Below are 16,733 nucleotides of genomic sequence, written 5' to 3' on the forward strand. Positions count from 1 at the left end.
ATCGCCGTGCGGTCGCTGGGCCCGGCCTGGTGCTGTATCCGGGCGCCGCCGTCACCGGCGCGGGCATCGCGGTGGGCAACGTGCTGCTGCCCAGTCTCGTCAAGCGCGATTCTCCTTTCCGCGTGCCGACCATTACGGGGTGTGCGCCCTCATCATGGGCGGCGCGGCGGCTGGCGTCCGCCGTCGCGGTGCCCCTGGCCGGGTGGGGGGGGCCATGGCCGCGTTCGGCGACCTGGCGGGCCGCGCACGCCTGATCGGGCAGGGCGGTGGCCGCTGAGGGGGCGCGGGCCAGCCCGCCCGTTGCTTTTTTCCTTGCGTTTTCTTCTTACGGCGCGTGCCTGCGTCATGCAGCCTGCCGGATTGACATTCTTCCTGACGTAGTTGTCTAATCGTATACGATTATACGAAACATCAAGCAGGAGCCTGTTCATGAAATGGCTTGCCTCTAGCACCGGCCAGGCAACGTTCGAGGACATCAAGAACACCTCGCTGGGCAAACTGGTGCGCGACCAATTGCTCAGCGGCATTCTTTCCGGCGCTTATGCGCCCGGCCAGGCCTTGCGCGAGTCCGAGCTGGTGGAGCAGTTGAAGGTGTCGCGCGTGCCGGTGCGCGAAGCCCTGCGCGAGCTGGAAAGCTCCGGCCTGGTGGTGTCGCGCAAGCACTCCGGGGTCTACGTGCGCGAACTGAGCGACGAAGAGGTCAGGGATCTCTACCAGTTCCGCGCCCTGCTGGACAGCCATGCCGGCCGCATGGCGGCGCAACTGCCGGACGACGAGCGCGAGGAGCTCGTGCGCGAGCTGGACAACTGCGTGTCCGCTATGGACGCGGCCATCCGCGAAGGCAACGCCCAGGGCTACTACAGCCTCAATCTGGAGTTCCACTGGCTGTTCATCGAATACGCCGGCAATCGCGAGATCGCCAAGGCCTATCGCGAGATCATCCAGAAACTGCACCTGGCGCGCCTGAAGAACCTGTCCACCGAGGCGCACCGCCTCCGCTCCAACGCCGAACACCGCGAAATCGTCGACGCCCTGCGCAAGGTGACGTCGTCCGGCCAGGCCGCCGAATACGCGGAACTGCTGGCCAGGCACGTCATCAACGCCCACGATCGCCTGTCGGTGCTGTGATGCGCGCGCCGCGCCTCGCGTCTCTGGCGGCGCCCGATCCGCCCTGATCAGGGCGCTCGCCCCCGCAGCCGGGACGGCGTCCCTGGCGTCCCGGCCCATACCCAAAAAAATTCCTACGAGGAGACAAACCCATGAATCGACGTTCCTTCCTGCTCGGCGCAGGCGCGGCCGCCGCCGGCCTGCCCTGCGCCCTGCCGTCCTTCGCCGCGTCCGCCTATCCCGACCGCCCCGTCACCTACATCGTCCCGGTGGCGCCGGGCGGCGGCAGCGACTATGTGGGCCGCGCCGCCGCGAACGCTCTGGGCAATGCGCTGGGCGCCACATTCATCGTCGAGAACCAGAGCGGCGCCGGCGGCGTGATCGCGTGCCAGAAGACCATGCGCGCCAAGCCCGACGGCTACACGCTGATGCAGGGCTACGTCGCCACGCTGGGAACCAGTCCGGCCACGCGCAAGGTGCCCTACGATCCCATCAAGGACTTCACCGCGGTCGGCATGATAGGCGGCACGCCCAATGTGCTGGTGGTGAACGCCAAGCTGCCCGTGCACAACCTGAAAGCGTTCATCGCCTACGCCAAGTCGCAGGACAACGTGAACTACGGCTCGGCCGGCGCCGGTTCGCTGACCCATCTGCTGATGGAACTGCTGCTGCAGCAGGTCGGCGCCCACATGGTGCACATCGCCTACAAAGGCATCGCCCCGGCTTTCACCGACCTGCTGTCGCAGCAGACCCAGTTCATGTGCCCGGGCCTGGCCGCCGCCGTGCCGCACCTGCGGGCCGGCACCGTGCGCGCCATCGCCCTGTCCGGCGAGGCGCGCAACAAGGCATTCCCCGACGTGCCGACGTTCAAGGAGCTGGGTCTGGAGGGTTTCGACGACGTGTTGCAGTGGTACGGCGTGTCCGGCCCGGCGGGCATGGACGGCGGCGTGGTGCAGACCTTGAACACCGCCCTGAACAAAGTGCTGAAAGACCCCGGCCTGACCAAGGCGCTGGACACCGAAGCCATCGTGCCCATGCCGATGTCGCCCGCGCAGTTCGCCGCCTACGTGAGCAAGGACTATGCGCGCTGGTCCAGGGTGGCGAAAGACCAGAACATCCATCTCGACGCCTGAAGCCGAGCCCGGCCGGAATGCCTTCCTGCCGGGATTCCTGCCTTCCATGCCCCGATTTCCGTAGCACCCCGAGAGACAACATGGCCCTCAACACCAAGATCGATGCCGATCACAATGCCCCGCCGGTCACCCGCATCCTGGCCGAACACGTCGTCAACCATCCGTCGCACGGATGGGACGACGCCGTCGAGCACGAGGCGCACCGCACGTTCATGAACTGGTTGGGCTGCGCCGTCGGCGCCGCTCATCACGAAGCCTGCGAAGCCGCGCTGCGCGCCGTGCAGGTGCTGCAGCCCGCCGCCCAGGCCAGCGTGCTGGGCCGCAGCGAGCGGGTGGATATCGCCAGCGCCGCGCTGATCAACGGCATCAGTTCGCATACCTTCGATTTCGACGACACCCACCTCAAGACCATCATTCACCCCGCCGGCCCGGTGTGCTCGGCGGTGCTTGCGCTGGCCGAGCACACGGGCGCCAGCGGCCGCCAGCTTATCGACGCCATCGTCCTGGGCATCGATGTGTCGTGCCGCATCGGCAACATGATCTATCCGCACCACTATGACCGCGGCTGGCACATCACCGGCTCCACGGGCGGGCTGGGCGCCGCCGCCGCCTGCGCCCGCCTGCTGGGCCTGGATGCGGACAGAACGCAGATGGCGCTGGGCATCGCGGCCTCGCAGCCGGTCGGCCTGCGCGAACAGTTCGGCACCATGACCAAGCCCTTCCATCCGGGCGGCGCCGCGTCCGCGGGCCTGATGTCGGCCCTGCTGGCGCGCGAGGGCTTTACCTCCAGCAAGCGCGCCATCGAAGCGCCGCGCGGCTTTGCTCAGGTGCTGTCGACCAAGTTCGACTGGAACGAAATCACCGACGAGCTGGGCAAGCGCTTCGAGATTTCCTTCAACACCTACAAACCCTTTGCCTGCGGCATCGTCATCCATCCCAGCATCGACGCCTGCGTGCAGTTGCGCGCTCAGGGCGTGACGCCGGAGAACCTGGAGCGCATCGACCTGCGCGTGCACTCGCTGGTGCTGGAGCTCACCGGCAAGAAGGAACCCGCCGACGGTCTGCAAGGCAAGTTCAGCGTCTACCATGGCTGCGCGGCCGGCCTGATTTTCGGCCGCGCGTCGGAAAGCGAGTACGCCGACGACATCGTCACGCGCGAAGACGTCGTGGCCGTGCGCCGCAAAGTGGTCGCCACTGTCGACGACAGCATCGACGAAGCCGCCGTCGACGCCGTGGCCACGCTGAAGGACGGCCGCAAGGTCCACGTGTTCGTCGAACACGCCATCGGCTCGCTGCAGCGCCCCATGTCCGACCAGGACCTGGAAGCCAAGTTCAGCAGCCAGGCCGATCCCATCCTGGGAGCGGGCCAGGTGCGCAAGCTGATGGACGCGTGCTGGAGCCTGGGCAAGGCGCAGGACGTGCGCGCCCTGGCCGCGCTGGCCCGCAAGGCGGCGCAGTGAGCGCGCGCCGTCCGTCCATCGTCGTCCTGGACGATTGGGAGAACGGCCTGCGCGACGGCGTGGACTGGAACGCCATCCGGCGCGCCGCCGACGTCGCCTTGCACAACGTCGCGCTGCGCGGCGATGCGCTGCTGGCCGCCCTCGCGCAGGCCGATTGCGTCGTGCTGCTGCGCGACCGCACGCCCGTCGGCGCCGCCCTGCTGGGCAGGCTGCCGCGCCTGCGCCACATCGTGTTCACCGGCACGCGCAACAAGACGCTGGACGCGGCGGCGGCGCAGCGCGCCGGCATCCTGGTCAGCCATACGGAATGGGGGCCTTCCAAAGCCAGCACCTGCGAGATGACCTGGTCGCTGATCCTGGCCGCCACGCGGCGCCTGCCGCAGCTCATGCTCACGCCGGCGCGCAATGTCTGGCGCGATCCCGGCGCCTCGGCGTTCCTGCCCGGCGTGTTGCACGGGCAGCGTCTGGGCCTGATCGGGCTGGGACAGATCGGCCAGCGGGTCGCCGCGGTCGGCCGCGCGCTGGGAATGGAAGTGCTGACATGGAGCCCCCACATGACGCCCGAACGCGCGCGCGAGCACGGCGCGAGTTCGGTCGACCTGGACGAGCTCCTGGCCGGCTCGCACGTGGTCAGCCTGCACCTCGTGCCGGCGGCGGGCACCCGCCGCCTGCTCGATCGCGGGCGCCTGGCCCTGATGCGGCCCGACAGCCTGCTGGTGAACACCTCGCGCGCCGAACTCGTCGATACCGACGCCCTGGTTGAAGCGCTGCGGGCGGGAAGACCGGGCTTTGGCGCCTTCGACGTGTTCGACAGCGAACCGCTGCCCGGCGGCCACCCGCTGCTGGGCCTGCCCAACGTGCTGCTGACGCCGCACTACGGTTTTCTCAGCAAGCAGGTCTATGCCGAATTCGCCCGAGGCGTTCAGCGCAATATCGAAGCGTGGCTTGCGGGAGAAGAGGTGCCCCATACCCTGCCGTCGGCTGCCTGAGCGTTCGCGGCCGCGAGAGGGTGGCGGGGGGAGTGTGCGGGGCCGATGCGCGACAGGAATGATCGATGCCTGGCCTGGTGCGCATCGCGCACGAACCGGCGCTGCGCGGGGCGACGGTTAGCTCGCGGCGCGGAACGCAACGACGAGCAGGACCGCCGGCTGGAGCGGTTCAGCCCGGCATTCCTGGTGCTGCCGGTTCTGGCTGGTCCTGGCTTGCTCGCGGGTGCCTGACAGCGTCTCTGTCGAGCATTTTGCCGGGGCGTTCAAGAATCCTCGGCCCGGGCCCCTGCGCGCCCAGGGCGTCCATGGGATTGCGCAACGGGCAGTCCTTCAAGGACAGGCAACCGCAGCCAATGCAGCCGTCCAGCTCATCGCGCAGGCGGGTGAGCCGCTGGATCCGTTCATCCAGGCTTTTTCTCCAGCGCGAGGATAGCGCACGCCATTGCGCGGCCGTGAGCCTGCTGCCGGCCGGATAGCGGCTCAGCGCTTCCTTGATTTCTTCCAGCGGGATGCCGGTGCGTTGCGCCACCTTGATGATGGCGACATAGCGCAGCACGGTCGATGGAAAACGGCGCTGGTTGCCGGCATTGCGCGTACCGGCGATCAGCCCCTTCGCCTCATAGAAATGGATGGTCGATATCGCCACGCCCGAACGGTGCGCGACCTCGCCTACGGTAAGCAAGCGGGAAAAGTCGATGGGTTTCTTTGCTGCCATGCCTGTTGACCTTAACTTAACTTGAGGTTTTATAGTGCTGCGAATCCATATGGGCAAGCACTGTTGCCTGCTTTCCTTCAACGCTTCAGGCCGTTCTCGTCGAGGGCATGGCTTTGATCTCACCTGGAGACACATGATGCGCCATCGCATCGGACACGCATTGGACAGCCGGTGGCTGTGGGTCACGGCGCGCATTTTGCTGGCGGTCGTTTTTCTTTCATCCGGACTGGCGAAGCTCATCGATTTCCAGGGCGGCCTGGCAGAGATGCGCGCCGCCGGCCTGCAGCCGGAGTGGTTCTTCAACGCAGCCACGGCCACCGTACTGATCGCCGGCGCGGCGCTGATCATGCTGGACAGGGCGCTTTGGCTGGGCGCGGCCGTGCTGGCCACGTTTCTGCTGCTGACCGTTCCGATCGTTCATCGATTCTGGGCGCTTGAAAATGCCCAGGCCACGCAGGCCCTGTACTGGGCTTTGGAGCATACGTCGCTTATCGGCGGATTGATGGCGGCAGCCATTGCCAGCCGCTTCAGGAAGCGGCTGCACGTGGCATTGAATGTCTACTGCGGCGTTTCGCAGCGCTGATGGTGATGGTGATGGTCGAAAGGCAGAATGGCGTTCCCGCCAAGGAGATCCTCGGGTTTATCGTGAAGACGCCGAACGTCGCCCAGATCGGCCTGGCGTATTCCAAGGATGCGTTCGACATCGATCGGTCCCGTCAACTTCGATGGCCAGGCGCGGAGCTGTTGTCGAAACCGGAGGACATCGAGGCCGAAAAGGTGGCTGAATGGATCGCATACGACGGGAATTGCGCGACGCCGAAGCCGGACGTCGGCGCGCGTGCGTGACGACAGGGCCGTGTTCTACCGGAGAAGGAAACAGGCGATGGGCGATGGACGCTGTCGGGAGGATGGCGCGATATCGGGGAATCCCCTGCAACCACTGCCTCTACGGCGAACCCCGGAACTTCATGGTGAACGTGACCCACAAGTTCGAGTGATCTGCAGGCCGCTATGGCTCATCGACCTGCGTGAGTTCGGAGAAGTAGCGTGCCGGAGGCTTCCCGACGGCCTTCTTGAACATGGTGATGAAGGCGGTGACTGAGTCGTAGCCCAATTGGTCCGCTACGCGCTGCACCGTCTGCCCGGAGGAAAGCTGGCGCATGGCAACGATCAGATGCAGTTGCTGGCGCCAGCGTCCGAACGTCAAGCCGGTTTCCTGTAGGACGAGTCTGGCCAGCGAGCGTTCGCTCATGGCCACGAGCCGGGCCCAGTCAGCAAGTGTCCTTCGATCCGCCGGGTTGTCGGACAGCATCTTCGCGATCTTGCGCATCCGGTGCTCGTTCGATGTCGGCAGGTACAGCTGTTCGATCGGCATTTGGGCGAGCTCATCCAGAAGCACGACAGCCTTGCGTCCCGTGGGGCTGTCCGGAGCGTACTCGGGAGGCTGGCCGGCCATGTGCAGCACCAGTTCCCGCACCAGCGGGGTAATGGAAAGCGTGCAGCATTGCTCCGGAAGCGGCGCGGCATCCGGCTGCACGAAGAGATAGCAGATCCGCGCGTTGGCTGTGGCGCGAACGCTGTGGGGCATTTGCCCGGGGATCCACACGGCGCATCGCGGAGGGACCATCCAGATCGCGTTCGGCACCTCGCAGGTCACGCCGCCTTTAAGCGCAAGAACCAGTTGCCCTTGGCGATGTTGATGGACCGGGACTTCGCTGCGGTGCTCGGCGACATCCACGCGCATACCAGCCACCGGGCCACGGACCCGGGTTTCGTCGAAATTTCTCAACGACGGTTCCAGCGACATGGCCATTGTCTTCACTTTGGCAGAATTTAGTGATCTGTTGTCATTTTATCTAAATTCATATGCGAGCCCAAGCGATAACTTTCAAGCCTGCCTGTTTGTTTTTTGGAGTCATGAATGAGCCATCGTGACGCAGCCTTGGTGGTTGCGCGGCCCGCTTTGCTGATCGCGGGCCTACTGTTGATCGCGACCAACCTGCGTGCGCCCATCACGGGCGTTGCCCCCGTACTGGAGACGCTGCAATCGGCGTTTGCGCTGTCGCCGGCTCAAGCGGGGCTCTTGACGACGCTGCCGTTGCTGGCGTTTGGCGTCATTTCCCCATTTGCCGCGATGTTCGCGAGGGAGTACGGCCTGGAGCGCTCTCTGTTCGGGGCGCTGCTGCTTATCGGGGCCGGCGTGGCTGTCCGATCCACCGGGCCCGTGTGGACCCTGTATCTGGGCACGGCCATCATCGGCGCCGGCATCGCCGTGGGCAATGTGCTGCTCCCCAGCCTGGTCAAACGCGACTTCCCGGCAAAGGTGCCCACCGTTATGGGCGTCTGCTCCATTGCCATGGGCGGTGCGGCCGCGCTGGCATCCGCGGGCGCCGTGCCGCTGGGACATGCCTTCGGCTGGCAAGGCGCGCTGGGCGCCACGGCTGTCTTTCCGCTGGTTGCCGCCTTGGTGTGGACCGGCCAATTGGGCGGACATACCGGCCCGGCCAGGGGAACCGCGGCGGCGCCGCATGGAGGGCGGGTGTGGCGCTCCGCCTTGGCTTGGCAGGTAACCTTGTTCATGGGCATCAATTCCCTGGTGTATTACGTGCTGGTCGCGTGGCTGCCGTCCATCCTGACCTCCACGGGGGCTTCTCCCGAGGCTGCCGGCTCGCTTCACGGGGTGATGCAGCTCGCATCCGCCGTGCCGGGATTACTGCTCGGTCCTATCGTCAGCCGCATGAAGGACCAGCGGCTGGTCGCCTCCGCCATGGGCGGGTTGATGGCCGTGGCGCTTGTCGGATTCTGCCTGGCGCCTTCCTGGGCTTCTTTGTGGGCGTTCTGCTTCGGCCTGAGCTCGGGCGGCGGCGTGTTGCTGGCGTTGATGTTCATGGGCCTGCGGGCCAGCAACGCCCATCAGGCCGCGTCGCTGTCCGGCATGGCCCAATGTGTCGGCTATTTTCTGGCCGCGAGCGGCCCGACGCTTGCAGGCAAGCTCCACGACCTCACCGGCAGCTGGATCGCCGTGCTGCACATCGGCGTGGCCCTCGCGGTCGTGATGACGATCTTTGGCTTGCTCGCAGGCCGTTCGCGCACGATCGGGATCGAGCACCCGCAGGCTCGCCGCTAATGCCATTCATGTGCGGTCCGCTGGCATGCGCCAGGGCGGCCCGCGTCAGGGCGGCCCGCGCCTGCGGAACCATGGATTCGTGATGCATCGAAATGAGCAGCAAGACGACCTTTCTGAATGTCTCCAGCACGTCCGATGACTGGCGCGGGTTGGCGCTTTCCAACTTCGGACTATCGCCATTCATATTCAACGGCATGCTGTTCGCATCCGTCGAGGGATTCATACAAGGCATCAAGTTTCCCGAGAACGATCCGCGGCGGCTGCAGGCCTTCAACCTGAGCGGCTGGGAAGCAAAGCATCTCGGAGAGCAGGCGGACCGCGGCGGCGCCTATTGGAACGGGCAATGCCTGCCTTATGGCTCGATGCAACATCATCGGCTCATCGAAGCCGCCATACGGGCGAGGATCCGTCAGTCCGCAGGACTGCAGAGAGCGCTGTTATCGACAAGCGGGCTGGTTCTCATCCACGACACGGGGCGGAAGGAAGCCGCGACGACCTCGCTGCCGGCCGGGGTGTTCTGCCGGATTCTGACCGGCATTCGAGACGAATTGCTGCAGGCGTGGCTGGCGGCATCGTGACCCATTGGTGATCGCGGACATCCACGGCTTCAGGACTGCCGTCCCCGCCTCGACAACGCCGGCTGCGGGCCGGCTCGCATGGGTTCTGCCGGAACGAAAAAAAGGAGCCGAAGCTCCTTTTTCAACGACTTGCAGACGCCAGTGGAAGTCTGCCGATCAAGATCTGGAGCGGGAAACGAGTCTCGAACTCGCGACCTCAACCTTGGCAAGGTTGCGCTCTACCAACTGAGCTATTCCCGCGTGTTTGTGTTCGCCGCGTTTGCGCGTTGCGCTTGCTGCGCGATGCAGCCTCGGCGACCGGCCGGCGCGGCGCCGCCGCGTCGGAAAGGCGAGATTCTACCGCAAAATTCGCATGGAGCAAGCGGCGGGCACCGCAACAGCGCGCGAATGGCGCTGGGTAGAATCGGATTTTCGGGCGGCCCCAGGAGCAATCATGACGGCAATTTATCGCGGCATGGACCGCGCGGCGCTGGACGCCGCTTACAACAATGTCGCGGCGGCGCCGGACTTTGCCGGGATCCTGGCCGATTTCCAGGCGCGCAGCGCCCGGCTCTACGAGTCGGCCGTGTGCCGGCGCGACCTTTCCTATGGCGCGCGGCCGCGCCAGCGCTACGACTGGTTTTCCTGCGGGCAGGCGGGCGCGCCTACCTTCGTCTTCATCCACGGCGGCTATTGGCAACATTGCGAGAAGGAGGATTTCGCTTTTGTCGCCAGCGGCCCGCTGGGACGCGGCTTCAATGTGGCGCTGGCGGAATACACGCTGGCGCCGCAGGCCTCGCTGACGGACATCGTGGCGGAAATCGGCGGGCTGCTGGATCACCTGGCGGTGGATCCCGATGGCGTGGGCTCGCGCGGCAAGCCCCTGTGCCTGAGCGGCCATTCCGCGGGCGGCCACCTGACCGCCATGCACCGCGCGCACCCCGCCGTCGCCTGGGGCCTGGCCATCAGCGCACTGGTGGACCTGGAGCCGATCCGGCTCTGTTGGCTGAACGAAAAACTGCGGCTGTCCGAAGCCGAGGCGCGCGCCTGCAGCCCGCTGCTTCACATCGGTCCGGGCGCGCCGGCGGTGGCGGCGGTCGGCGCGGCCGAACTGCCGGAGCTCGTGCGCCAGACCGAGGACTACGTCCGGGCTTGCGAGGCTGCTGGCGAGCCGGTGCGCGGGCTGCAGGTGCCCGGCTGCGCGCATTTTTCGCTGCTCGACGACCTGGCGCGGCCCGACGGCGTCATGCTCGAGGCGTTGGCCGCGACGATGCGGGCGGGGCGGGGCGGTTAGCGTGGAGACGCCGCGGGAAATGCGGAGCGGAAGTGAAGAAGCGGGCGAGAGAAGAAGGGATGAGAAGAAGGGGGAAAAGAAAGAAGGGGCCGTATGGCCCCTTGCTTGCATGCCTCGCAGGCGTGCGCTGCGCGGCGGAATCTGGAGCGGGAAACGAGTCTCGAACTCGCGACCTCAACCTTGGCAAGGTTGCGCTCTACCAACTGAGCTATTCCCGCATGGGTTCGGCAGAAAAATGGCGTTCAACCAAATCGTGCTGAACCATTTTATGGCGTCCGACGTACTTGCGGCATGGCTGCCGACATGCACCTCGGGCCGATCGATCTGGTTATCGATCGAAAGGCCGCGTATTCTACATGATTTTCACGCGATTGCCACATGAAGATCACGAAGCCCGCGGGCCCGGCCGCCCCAGAAACCGACGTCCGGCCAATGAGAAATCAGGCGGGCCAATCAAGTAAACTGGGAAAGACAGAAACTATAGCATAGCCTTCCCCCTACATGTCAAACGCACAAGAAGCAGCCGATACGCTGCTTCCCCGTTTCCAGGACCTCTCCGATTTCAACACCTTGGGACTCGCGGCCGCCGCGCCCGCTTTCGTGACGCTGGACGATGCGTCGCGGCTGCCCGCGTTCTCCGAGCTTGCCGCGGGCTACGAGCGCCTGCTGGTGCTGGGCGGAGGCAGCAACGTGGTGCTGCCCGGGCGCGTGCCGGGCCTGGTGGCGCACGTGGCGTTTCGCGGCCTGAGGCTGGTGGAGGCGCGCAGCGACGCATGGATCGTGGAGGCCGCCGCGGGCGAGAGCTGGCACGGCGTGGTGTCGCGGTGCGTGGCCCAGGGCTGGGACGGGCTGGAGAACCTGGCCCTGATCCCCGGCACGGCGGGCGCGGCGCCGGTGCAGAACATCGGCGCCTACGGCGTGGAGCTGGCCGACCGCTTCGAGAGCCTCACGGCCTGGGATGTCCGCGCGGCGCGGTTCGTGGAAATGCGCGCCGGCGACTGCCGCTACGCCTATCGCGACAGCGTGTTCAAGCACGCGGAGCCGGGGCGCTGGGTGATCGTGTCGGTCAGGTTGCGGCTGCCCCGGCCCTGGCGGGCGCAGCTCGACTATCCGGACCTGCAGCGTTCGGCCAGGCTGGCGCAGGCAGCGCCGGGCGCGCGCGATATTTTCGAGGCGGTCTGCGAGATCCGCCGCGCCAAGCTGCCCGACCCGGCGGTCATCGGCAATGCCGGCAGTTTTTTCAAGAACCCGGTCGTGAGCGCCGAGCAGCGCGACGCGCTGGCGGCCCGGTTTCCGGGGCTGGTGTCATACGCCATGCCGGACGGACGCTGCAAGCTGGCGGCCGGCTGGCTGATCGACCAGTGCGGCTGGAAGGGGAAGTCGCTGGGGCCGGCGGGTGTGCACGACCGCCAGGCGCTGGTGCTGGTGAACCGGGGCGGCGCCACGGCGGCCGACATCATGCGCCTGGCCGCCGCGATCCAGGACGACGTGGCGCGGCGCTACGGCGTGGCGCTGGAGCCGGAGCCCGCGGTGGTGTAGGGCTCGCGTCCGCAAGAGGAAAAGCCCGGGGGCAGTTCACTGTCCGGGCTTTTCGTTGCCTGGCTGCTGAGGCGGGCTACAGCCCCAGCACGGCCTGCATGTCGTACAGCCCGTTGTGCTTGCCCGAAAGAAAGCGTGCGGCCCGCAGGGCGCCGGCCGCATAGGTGGCGCGGCTGGAGGAGCGGTGCGTGATCTCGATGCGTTCGCCGATGCCGCAGAAGGACACCGTGTGATCGCCCACGATGTCGCCGCCGCGCAGCACCGAGAAGCCGATGGTGCCCGGCTTGCGCACGCCGGTGTCGCCGTGGCGGCTCCAGGTGGCTACGTCGGGCAGCGCGACTTCCCATGCCGAGGCGATGGTTTCACCCATCTTGAGGGCGGTGCCCGAAGGGGCGTCCACCTTGTTGCGGTGATGGGCCTCGAAGATTTCCACGTCGTAGCCGCTGTTGAGGATGCGGGCGGCCATGTCCAGCAGCTTGAGCGTGGCGTTCACGCCCACGCTCATGTTCGGGGCGAAGACGATGCCGATCTTCTGGGCCGCGACCTCGATGGCCGCGCGGCCGCCGTCGTCGAAGCCGGTGGTGCCGATGACGAGGTTCACGCCGTGCTGCACGCAGGCGCGCAGGTGTTCCAGCGTGCCTTCGGGGCGGGTGAAGTCGATGAGGCAGTCGGCCTGGGCCAACGCGCCGAGGTCGTCCGTGATGGCCACGCCCGTCTGTTTGCCGAGCGGGGCGCCGGCGTCTTTTCCGAGGGAGGGCGAATCCGGGCGGTCCAGCGCGACGGCCAGCCCGGCGTCGTCGGCGTTGAGTACGGCTTCGATCAGCATCTGGCCCATGCGGCCGCTGGCGCCGGCGATGGCTATACGCATGTGAGTGTCCTTGGGGATCAGCGCAGCGGCTCGGGCGCGTTGCCGGGCTGGCCGGGGTATTGGGTGGTGGGGTTGACCGGCGCGTTGGCGTCGGACTTCCGCTCTTGCGCTTCTTCCTGCAGGCGCTTTTCGTCCTGGCTCGCCCGTTCGTCCGCCTTTTCGTCGCCGGTCGGGCTGGGGGTGTTGATCTGGTAGGGCTGCAGCTCGGGCTGCTTGTCGCCTTCCCAGCGCACCAGGCGGTCGTTCTCGAACCAGACGGTGAACTTGCGCTCCTGCGCCTTGCCGTAGCCGGGCTTGAAGTAATAGGGGTAGTCCCAGCGGTCTGCGTGCAGCACGCTGGTCAGGGTGGGGCTGCCCAGGGCGAATCGGACCTGTTCACGGGTCATGCCGGGCTGCAGGAGGGCCACCTGTTCCTGGGTGATCCAGTTCCCCTGCTGCACGCTGGCCTTGTAGGGGAAGCCCCATTTGTCGGAAGAGCAGCCGGCCAGCGCGGCGGCCAGGGCGACGGCGGCCAGCGCCGTCTTCAGCGGCAGGGAGGGAATACGTGCAATCATGGACACTCGCGCCCCTATTATTTGGAAGCAGACAAAACCGTTATCATAAAGGTTTCATCAGGAGAGTTCCGCGAGGCGGCACGAATTCGGCAGTCCGGCTTGCGCCTCCTGCGGAAAGCCCATGCCAACGCGGACGGAGAGCGATTACACCATGACCGACCAGAGCGAACTGAAAAACATGGGTTTGAAGGCGACCTTTCCCCGCCTGAAAATTCTTGACATCTTCCGGAAGTCCGATCAGCGCCACCTCAGCGCCGAAGACGTCTACCGCGCCCTCATCAACGAGAACGTCGAAATCGGCCTGGCCACCGTGTATCGCGTCCTGACGCAGTTCGAGCAGGCGGGTATTCTGGCGCGCAGCCAGTTCGACAGCGGCAAGGCGGTATTCGAACTGAACGACGGCGATCACCACGATCACCTCATCTGCACCAATTGCGGCAAGGTCGTGGAATTTTCCGACCCCGACATCGAAAAGCGCCAGCAGAAGATCGCCAAGGACAACGGCTTCGCCCTCGAAAGCCATGCCATGGTGCTGTACGGCATTTGCGGCCCCTGCATGAAGAACCGCTGAACGCGGCCTTCCCGCTCCAGGCCCGTGGCCGCGCTCGCCGCGGGCCGTCGAGATCCAAAGCCCCTTCGACTTGAAGGGGTTTTTTTTCGTCCGTGCGTGGCGTGGACCGACGGACCGACGGACCGTCGGGGTCAAGGGGCAGGGGCGGCTTGCGCGGCGGGGGGGCCGCCTGCGAGCATTTCGCGGGCGTGCTCGCGCGTGGTGGCGGTGAGTTTGATGCCGCCCAGCATGCGCGCGATTTCCTCGACGCGGGCTTCGGCGTCCAGTTCCTGGATGCGCGAGCGCGTGGCGCCGTCGGATTCCTGCTTGCTGACCTGGAATTGGGTGGCGGCGCAGGCGGCGACCTGGGGCAGGTGCGTGACGCAGAGCACCTGATGGCGCTCGCCCAGTTCGCGCAGCAGCTTGCCCACCACTTCGGCCACCGCGCCGCCTACGCCGCTGTCCACTTCGTCGAAGATCAGGGTAGGCACGCGCGCCGCGCGGCTGGCGATGACGGACAGGGCGAGCGAGATGCGGGAAAGCTCGCCGCCGGAGGCGACCTTGGCCAGCGGGCGCGGCGTGGCCCCGGCATGGCCGGCCACGAGGAATTCCACGATCTCGCTGCCGCTGGCCGAGGCGGGGCCTTGGGCGAGCGCCGCCTCGAAGCGGCCGCCCTGCATGGAGAGCGTCTGCATGGCCTGCGTGACGCGCTTGCCGAGATCCTTGGCGACCTTGCGGCGCGCCGCGCCCAGCCTGGCCGCCGCCGCGTCGTAGCGCGCCTGGGCGGCCTGGGCCTGCGCGCGCAGGGCGTCGATGTCGCCCGCCGCCTGCAGTTCCGCCAGCCGGGCGTGCAGCGACTCGCGCAGCCCGCACAGCGCTTCGGGTTCCGTGCGGAACTTGCGCGCCGTTTCGAAAACGGCTCCCAGCCGGGCCTCGACATCGGCCAGCCGTCGCGGATCGAGGTCCACGCGGCTTACGTAGTTGTTCAGGTCGGACACCGCCTCGGCAATGGCGATGCCGGCCGATTCCAGCTCGTCGCACACGCCCTGCAGCGCGGCGTCGTGGCGCAGCATCTGCTGCAGCCGCTGGCTGGCGGCGGTGATGCGGTGGCGGGCGGAGTCGCCTTCGCCGTCCAGCGCTTCGAGGATCTGGTTCGCGCCTTCCAGCAGGGATTGCGCGTGGGCAAGCCGGGTGTGCTCGGCCTGCAAGGCGTCCCATTCGTCGGGTTGCAGGTCCAGGCGGTCGAGCTCTTCCGCTTGCCACTGCACGCGGTCGCGCTCGTCGGCCAGGGCCTGGGCGTCTTTTTCGGCGGCCTCGAGCTGGCGCGCCACGGTGCGCCACGCCTTCCAGGCGGAGGCGGTTTCCTGGCGCAGTTCGGCATGTCCGCCGTGGGCGTCCAGCAGGTCGCGTTGCGCGTCGGCCCGCATCAGGCTCTGGTGCGCGTGCTGGCCGTGGATGTCGACCAGCCCGTCGCCCAGCTCGCGCAGTTGCGAGACGGTGGCGGGCGTGCCGTTGATGTAGGCGCGGCTGCGGCCCTGGGCGTCGATGACCCGGCGCAGCGCGAGGGATTCGTCGGCGTCTATTTCGCGCTCGGCCAGCCAGTCCCGCAGGTTCTCGGGCATGTCGAACACCGCGGTGATGTCCGCGCGCGAGGCGCCCTCGCGCAGCATGCCGGCGTCGCCGCGTTCGCCCAGGGCGAGCGCCAGCGCGTCCACCAGGATGGACTTGCCCGCGCCGGTTTCCCCGGTAAATACGGTAAAGCCTGGCCCGAAATGGATTTCGGCGTGCTCGACGATGACGAAGTCTCGGATGTGCAGGGTGCGCAGCATGGGAGGCGCCAGCTAACTGACTTGCTTACTCTACGTTGTCGGAAGCTTGCGGCATCAGGTTCCAGTGCAGCTTGCGGCGCAGGGTGGCGAAGAAGCTGTAGCCTTCCGGATGCACGAAGCGGATGGTGTAGGGCGCGCGCCGCACCACGATGCGGTCGCCCGGTTGCAGGTCGGACCAGGTCTGCATGTCGAAGTGCACGCTGGCGCCGCTTTCCACGCGGCCCATGGCGGTGAGCGTCATGTTGAGCACGCCCGAGTCCGGGATGACGATGGGCCGGTTGGACAGCGTTTGCGGCGCCACCGGCACAAGCACCATGGCGTTCAGGCCCGGGTGCAGCAGCGGGCCGTTGGCCGACAGCGCATAGGCGGTGGAGCCGGTGGGGGTGGCGATGATGAGGCCGTCGGCGCGCTGGGTGTACATGTAGGCGTCGTCGAGCTCCACCCGCACTTCGATCATGCCGCCGCGGCCGGCGCGGTTGAGCACCACGTCGTTCAGGGCGGAGGCCGAGTACATCTGCTGCTCGCCGCGCCAGACGCTGCCCTCGAGCAGCATGCGCTCCTCGGTCTGGAACTTGCCCTCGAACACCCGGGCCAGCGCCTCGTGGGCGTCCTGCAGCGGGATGTCGGTGATGAAGCCCAGCCGCCCGTGGTTGATGCCGACCAGCGGCACGCCGTAGGGCGCCAGGTGCCGGGCCGCGCCCAGCACCGTGCCGTCGCCGCCCATGACCACGGCGAGCGTCGCCTGGCGACCGATTTCTTCCAGCGTGGCGACGGGGTATTCCGTCACGCCGGTATTGCGGGCGGTATCGGCGTCGACCAGGACTTTTCTGCCCGCGCCCGTCAAGGCCAGCGCGAGCGCCCGCAGCGGGGCGTCCAGGCCGGTGTCCTGGTATCTGCCGATGAGAGCGACGGTGGGAAAATGCATGGCGGACGATGAGTCGGTAGGTTAAGCGCTTGTTGGAGCCCGTTTGCCGATTATATGGGGCCGCATATGGGCTTGCGGGACAAAAA

General features: G+C 66.9%; 17 protein-coding genes, 2 tRNA genes and 1 pseudogene. 12 read left to right on the top strand and 8 right to left on the bottom strand.

Annotation, left to right across the window (positions count from 1 at the left end):
* From AD428_RS26675 to AD428_RS03170, 5 genes and pseudogenes are all read left to right on the top strand, one after another.
* A pseudogene (locus tag AD428_RS26675) lies at nucleotides 1-254 on the top strand (MFS transporter); the annotation flags it as partial.
* Between the two features lie 175 nt (nucleotides 255-429).
* Nucleotides 430-1,128, top strand: a complete 699-nt coding sequence (locus tag AD428_RS03155) for a GntR family transcriptional regulator (RefSeq protein WP_053244154.1) — start codon at nucleotides 430-432, stop codon at nucleotides 1,126-1,128.
* A 131-nt stretch (nucleotides 1,129-1,259) separates the two neighbouring features.
* Nucleotides 1,260-2,240, top strand: coding sequence for a Bug family tripartite tricarboxylate transporter substrate binding protein (locus AD428_RS03160; RefSeq protein ID WP_053244155.1), 981 nt, complete (start codon nucleotides 1,260-1,262; stop codon nucleotides 2,238-2,240).
* An 80-nt stretch (nucleotides 2,241-2,320) separates the two neighbouring features.
* Nucleotides 2,321-3,700, top strand: a complete 1,380-nt coding sequence (locus tag AD428_RS03165) for an MmgE/PrpD family protein (protein WP_053244156.1) — start codon at nucleotides 2,321-2,323, stop codon at nucleotides 3,698-3,700.
* Nucleotides 3,697-4,689, top strand: coding sequence for a D-2-hydroxyacid dehydrogenase family protein (locus AD428_RS03170; protein ID WP_053244157.1), 993 nt, complete (start codon nucleotides 3,697-3,699; stop codon nucleotides 4,687-4,689). The genes AD428_RS03165 and AD428_RS03170 overlap by 4 nt, the downstream gene beginning before the upstream one ends.
* A 169-nt stretch (nucleotides 4,690-4,858) precedes the next feature.
* Here AD428_RS03170 and soxR read toward each other — a convergent pair whose 3' ends face one another.
* Nucleotides 4,859-5,404 carry a redox-sensitive transcriptional activator SoxR gene (soxR, locus tag AD428_RS03175; RefSeq protein ID WP_082308237.1) on the bottom strand — a complete coding sequence of 182 codons (546 nt, stop codon included), beginning with the start codon at nucleotides 5,402-5,404 and terminating at the stop codon, nucleotides 4,859-4,861.
* A 133-nt stretch (nucleotides 5,405-5,537) separates the two neighbouring features.
* Here soxR and AD428_RS03180 point away from each other — a divergent pair, with 133 nt between their 5' ends.
* Both AD428_RS03180 and AD428_RS03185 read left to right on the top strand, forming a co-directional pair.
* Nucleotides 5,538-5,987 carry a DoxX family protein gene (locus AD428_RS03180; RefSeq protein ID WP_304438903.1) on the top strand — a complete coding sequence of 150 codons (450 nt, stop codon included), beginning with the start codon at nucleotides 5,538-5,540 and terminating at the stop codon, nucleotides 5,985-5,987.
* A complete protein-coding gene (locus tag AD428_RS03185) occupies nucleotides 5,987-6,250 on the top strand; it encodes an NUDIX hydrolase N-terminal domain-containing protein (protein ID WP_053244158.1) in 264 nt (87 codons plus the stop codon). Before AD428_RS03180 ends, AD428_RS03185 begins: the two co-directional genes overlap by 1 nt.
* A 163-nt stretch (nucleotides 6,251-6,413) precedes the next feature.
* Here the strand turns inward: AD428_RS03185 and AD428_RS03190 are convergent, their stop codons facing one another.
* On the bottom strand, nucleotides 6,414-7,211 hold the full coding sequence (locus AD428_RS03190) for an AraC family transcriptional regulator (protein ID WP_235488956.1): 798 nt from the start codon (nucleotides 7,209-7,211) through the stop codon (nucleotides 6,414-6,416).
* A 114-nt stretch (nucleotides 7,212-7,325) separates the two neighbouring features.
* Between AD428_RS03190 and AD428_RS03195 the strand changes: the two genes are divergently transcribed.
* Both AD428_RS03195 and AD428_RS03200 read left to right on the top strand, forming a co-directional pair.
* The gene (locus AD428_RS03195) at nucleotides 7,326-8,531 is read left to right on the top strand and encodes a CynX/NimT family MFS transporter (RefSeq protein WP_053244160.1); all 1,206 of its coding nucleotides are present in this window, start codon (nucleotides 7,326-7,328) and stop codon (nucleotides 8,529-8,531) included.
* 92 nt (nucleotides 8,532-8,623) lie between these two features.
* Nucleotides 8,624-9,109, top strand: a complete 486-nt coding sequence (locus AD428_RS03200) for a hypothetical protein (protein WP_053244161.1) — start codon at nucleotides 8,624-8,626, stop codon at nucleotides 9,107-9,109.
* Between the two features lie 164 nt (nucleotides 9,110-9,273).
* Here AD428_RS03200 and AD428_RS03205 read toward each other — a convergent pair.
* A tRNA-Gly gene (locus AD428_RS03205) sits at nucleotides 9,274-9,349 on the bottom strand.
* A gap of 193 nt (nucleotides 9,350-9,542) precedes the next feature.
* On the opposite strand from AD428_RS03205, the gene AD428_RS03210 reads away from it, so the two are divergent.
* Nucleotides 9,543-10,382, top strand: a complete 840-nt coding sequence (locus tag AD428_RS03210) for an alpha/beta hydrolase (protein WP_053244162.1) — start codon at nucleotides 9,543-9,545, stop codon at nucleotides 10,380-10,382.
* Between the two features lie 142 nt (nucleotides 10,383-10,524).
* On the opposite strand, the gene AD428_RS03215 is transcribed toward AD428_RS03210, so the two are convergent.
* Nucleotides 10,525-10,600 (bottom strand) — tRNA-Gly (locus AD428_RS03215).
* A 283-nt stretch (nucleotides 10,601-10,883) separates the two neighbouring features.
* On the opposite strand from AD428_RS03215, the gene murB reads away from it, so the two are divergent.
* Nucleotides 10,884-11,921 (top strand): UDP-N-acetylmuramate dehydrogenase, encoded by a 1,038-nt coding sequence (gene murB, locus AD428_RS03220; protein WP_053244163.1) that lies wholly within the window; start codon nucleotides 10,884-10,886, stop codon nucleotides 11,919-11,921.
* A 76-nt stretch (nucleotides 11,922-11,997) separates the two neighbouring features.
* Here the strand turns inward: murB and dapB are convergent, their stop codons facing one another.
* Together dapB and AD428_RS03230 are read right to left on the bottom strand one after the other, a co-directional pair.
* Nucleotides 11,998-12,789, bottom strand: coding sequence for a 4-hydroxy-tetrahydrodipicolinate reductase (gene dapB, locus AD428_RS03225; protein ID WP_053244164.1), 792 nt, complete (start codon nucleotides 12,787-12,789; stop codon nucleotides 11,998-12,000).
* Between the two features lie 17 nt (nucleotides 12,790-12,806).
* Nucleotides 12,807-13,343: an outer membrane protein assembly factor BamE gene (locus tag AD428_RS03230; protein WP_053244165.1), complete on the bottom strand. Its 537-nt coding sequence runs from the start codon at nucleotides 13,341-13,343 to the stop codon at nucleotides 12,807-12,809.
* A gap of 151 nt (nucleotides 13,344-13,494) precedes the next feature.
* On the opposite strand from AD428_RS03230, the gene fur reads away from it, so the two are divergent.
* Complete coding sequence (fur, locus tag AD428_RS03235; RefSeq protein ID WP_053244195.1) at nucleotides 13,495-13,914, top strand: ferric iron uptake transcriptional regulator; 420 nt, start codon at nucleotides 13,495-13,497, stop codon at nucleotides 13,912-13,914.
* Between the two features lie 131 nt (nucleotides 13,915-14,045).
* Here fur and recN read toward each other — a convergent pair whose 3' ends face one another.
* Both recN and AD428_RS03245 read right to left on the bottom strand, forming a co-directional pair.
* A complete protein-coding gene (recN, locus tag AD428_RS03240; protein WP_053244166.1) occupies nucleotides 14,046-15,722 on the bottom strand; it encodes a DNA repair protein RecN in 1,677 nt (558 codons plus the stop codon).
* Nucleotides 15,723-15,747: 25 nt separating this feature from the next.
* On the bottom strand, nucleotides 15,748-16,647 hold the full coding sequence (locus AD428_RS03245) for an NAD kinase (protein ID WP_053244167.1): 900 nt from the start codon (nucleotides 16,645-16,647) through the stop codon (nucleotides 15,748-15,750).
* Nucleotides 16,648-16,733: the final 86 nt, after the last annotated feature.

The sequence above is a fragment of the Achromobacter sp. DMS1 genome, from assembly GCF_001270295.1.

Bases quoted from the DNA above. Each gene is read 5' to 3' on its own strand.
- AD428_RS03155 (WP_053244154.1), top strand. From the start codon at position 430: ATGAAATGGCTTGCCTCTAGCACCGGCCAGGCAACGTTCGAGGACATC.
- AD428_RS03160 (WP_053244155.1), top strand. From the start codon at position 1,260: ATGAATCGACGTTCCTTCCTGCTCGGCGCAGGCGCGGCCGCCGCCGGC.
- AD428_RS03165 (WP_053244156.1), top strand. From the start codon at position 2,321: ATGGCCCTCAACACCAAGATCGATGCCGATCACAATGCCCCGCCGGTC.
- soxR (WP_082308237.1), bottom strand. From the start codon at position 5,404: ATGGCAGCAAAGAAACCCATCGACTTTTCCCGCTTGCTTACCGTAGGC.
- AD428_RS03180 (WP_304438903.1), top strand. From the start codon at position 5,538: ATGATGCGCCATCGCATCGGACACGCATTGGACAGCCGGTGGCTGTGG.
- AD428_RS03185 (WP_053244158.1), top strand. From the start codon at position 5,987: ATGGTGATGGTGATGGTCGAAAGGCAGAATGGCGTTCCCGCCAAGGAG.
- AD428_RS03190 (WP_235488956.1), bottom strand. From the start codon at position 7,211: ATGTCGCTGGAACCGTCGTTGAGAAATTTCGACGAAACCCGGGTCCGT.
- AD428_RS03195 (WP_053244160.1), top strand. From the start codon at position 7,326: ATGAGCCATCGTGACGCAGCCTTGGTGGTTGCGCGGCCCGCTTTGCTG.
- AD428_RS03200 (WP_053244161.1), top strand. From the start codon at position 8,624: ATGAGCAGCAAGACGACCTTTCTGAATGTCTCCAGCACGTCCGATGAC.
- AD428_RS03210 (WP_053244162.1), top strand. From the start codon at position 9,543: ATGACGGCAATTTATCGCGGCATGGACCGCGCGGCGCTGGACGCCGCT.
- murB (WP_053244163.1), top strand. From the start codon at position 10,884: ATGTCAAACGCACAAGAAGCAGCCGATACGCTGCTTCCCCGTTTCCAG.
- dapB (WP_053244164.1), bottom strand. From the start codon at position 12,789: ATGCGTATAGCCATCGCCGGCGCCAGCGGCCGCATGGGCCAGATGCTG.
- AD428_RS03230 (WP_053244165.1), bottom strand. From the start codon at position 13,343: ATGATTGCACGTATTCCCTCCCTGCCGCTGAAGACGGCGCTGGCCGCC.
- fur (WP_053244195.1), top strand. From the start codon at position 13,495: ATGACCGACCAGAGCGAACTGAAAAACATGGGTTTGAAGGCGACCTTT.
- recN (WP_053244166.1), bottom strand. From the start codon at position 15,722: ATGCTGCGCACCCTGCACATCCGAGACTTCGTCATCGTCGAGCACGCC.
- AD428_RS03245 (WP_053244167.1), bottom strand. From the start codon at position 16,647: ATGCATTTTCCCACCGTCGCTCTCATCGGCAGATACCAGGACACCGGC.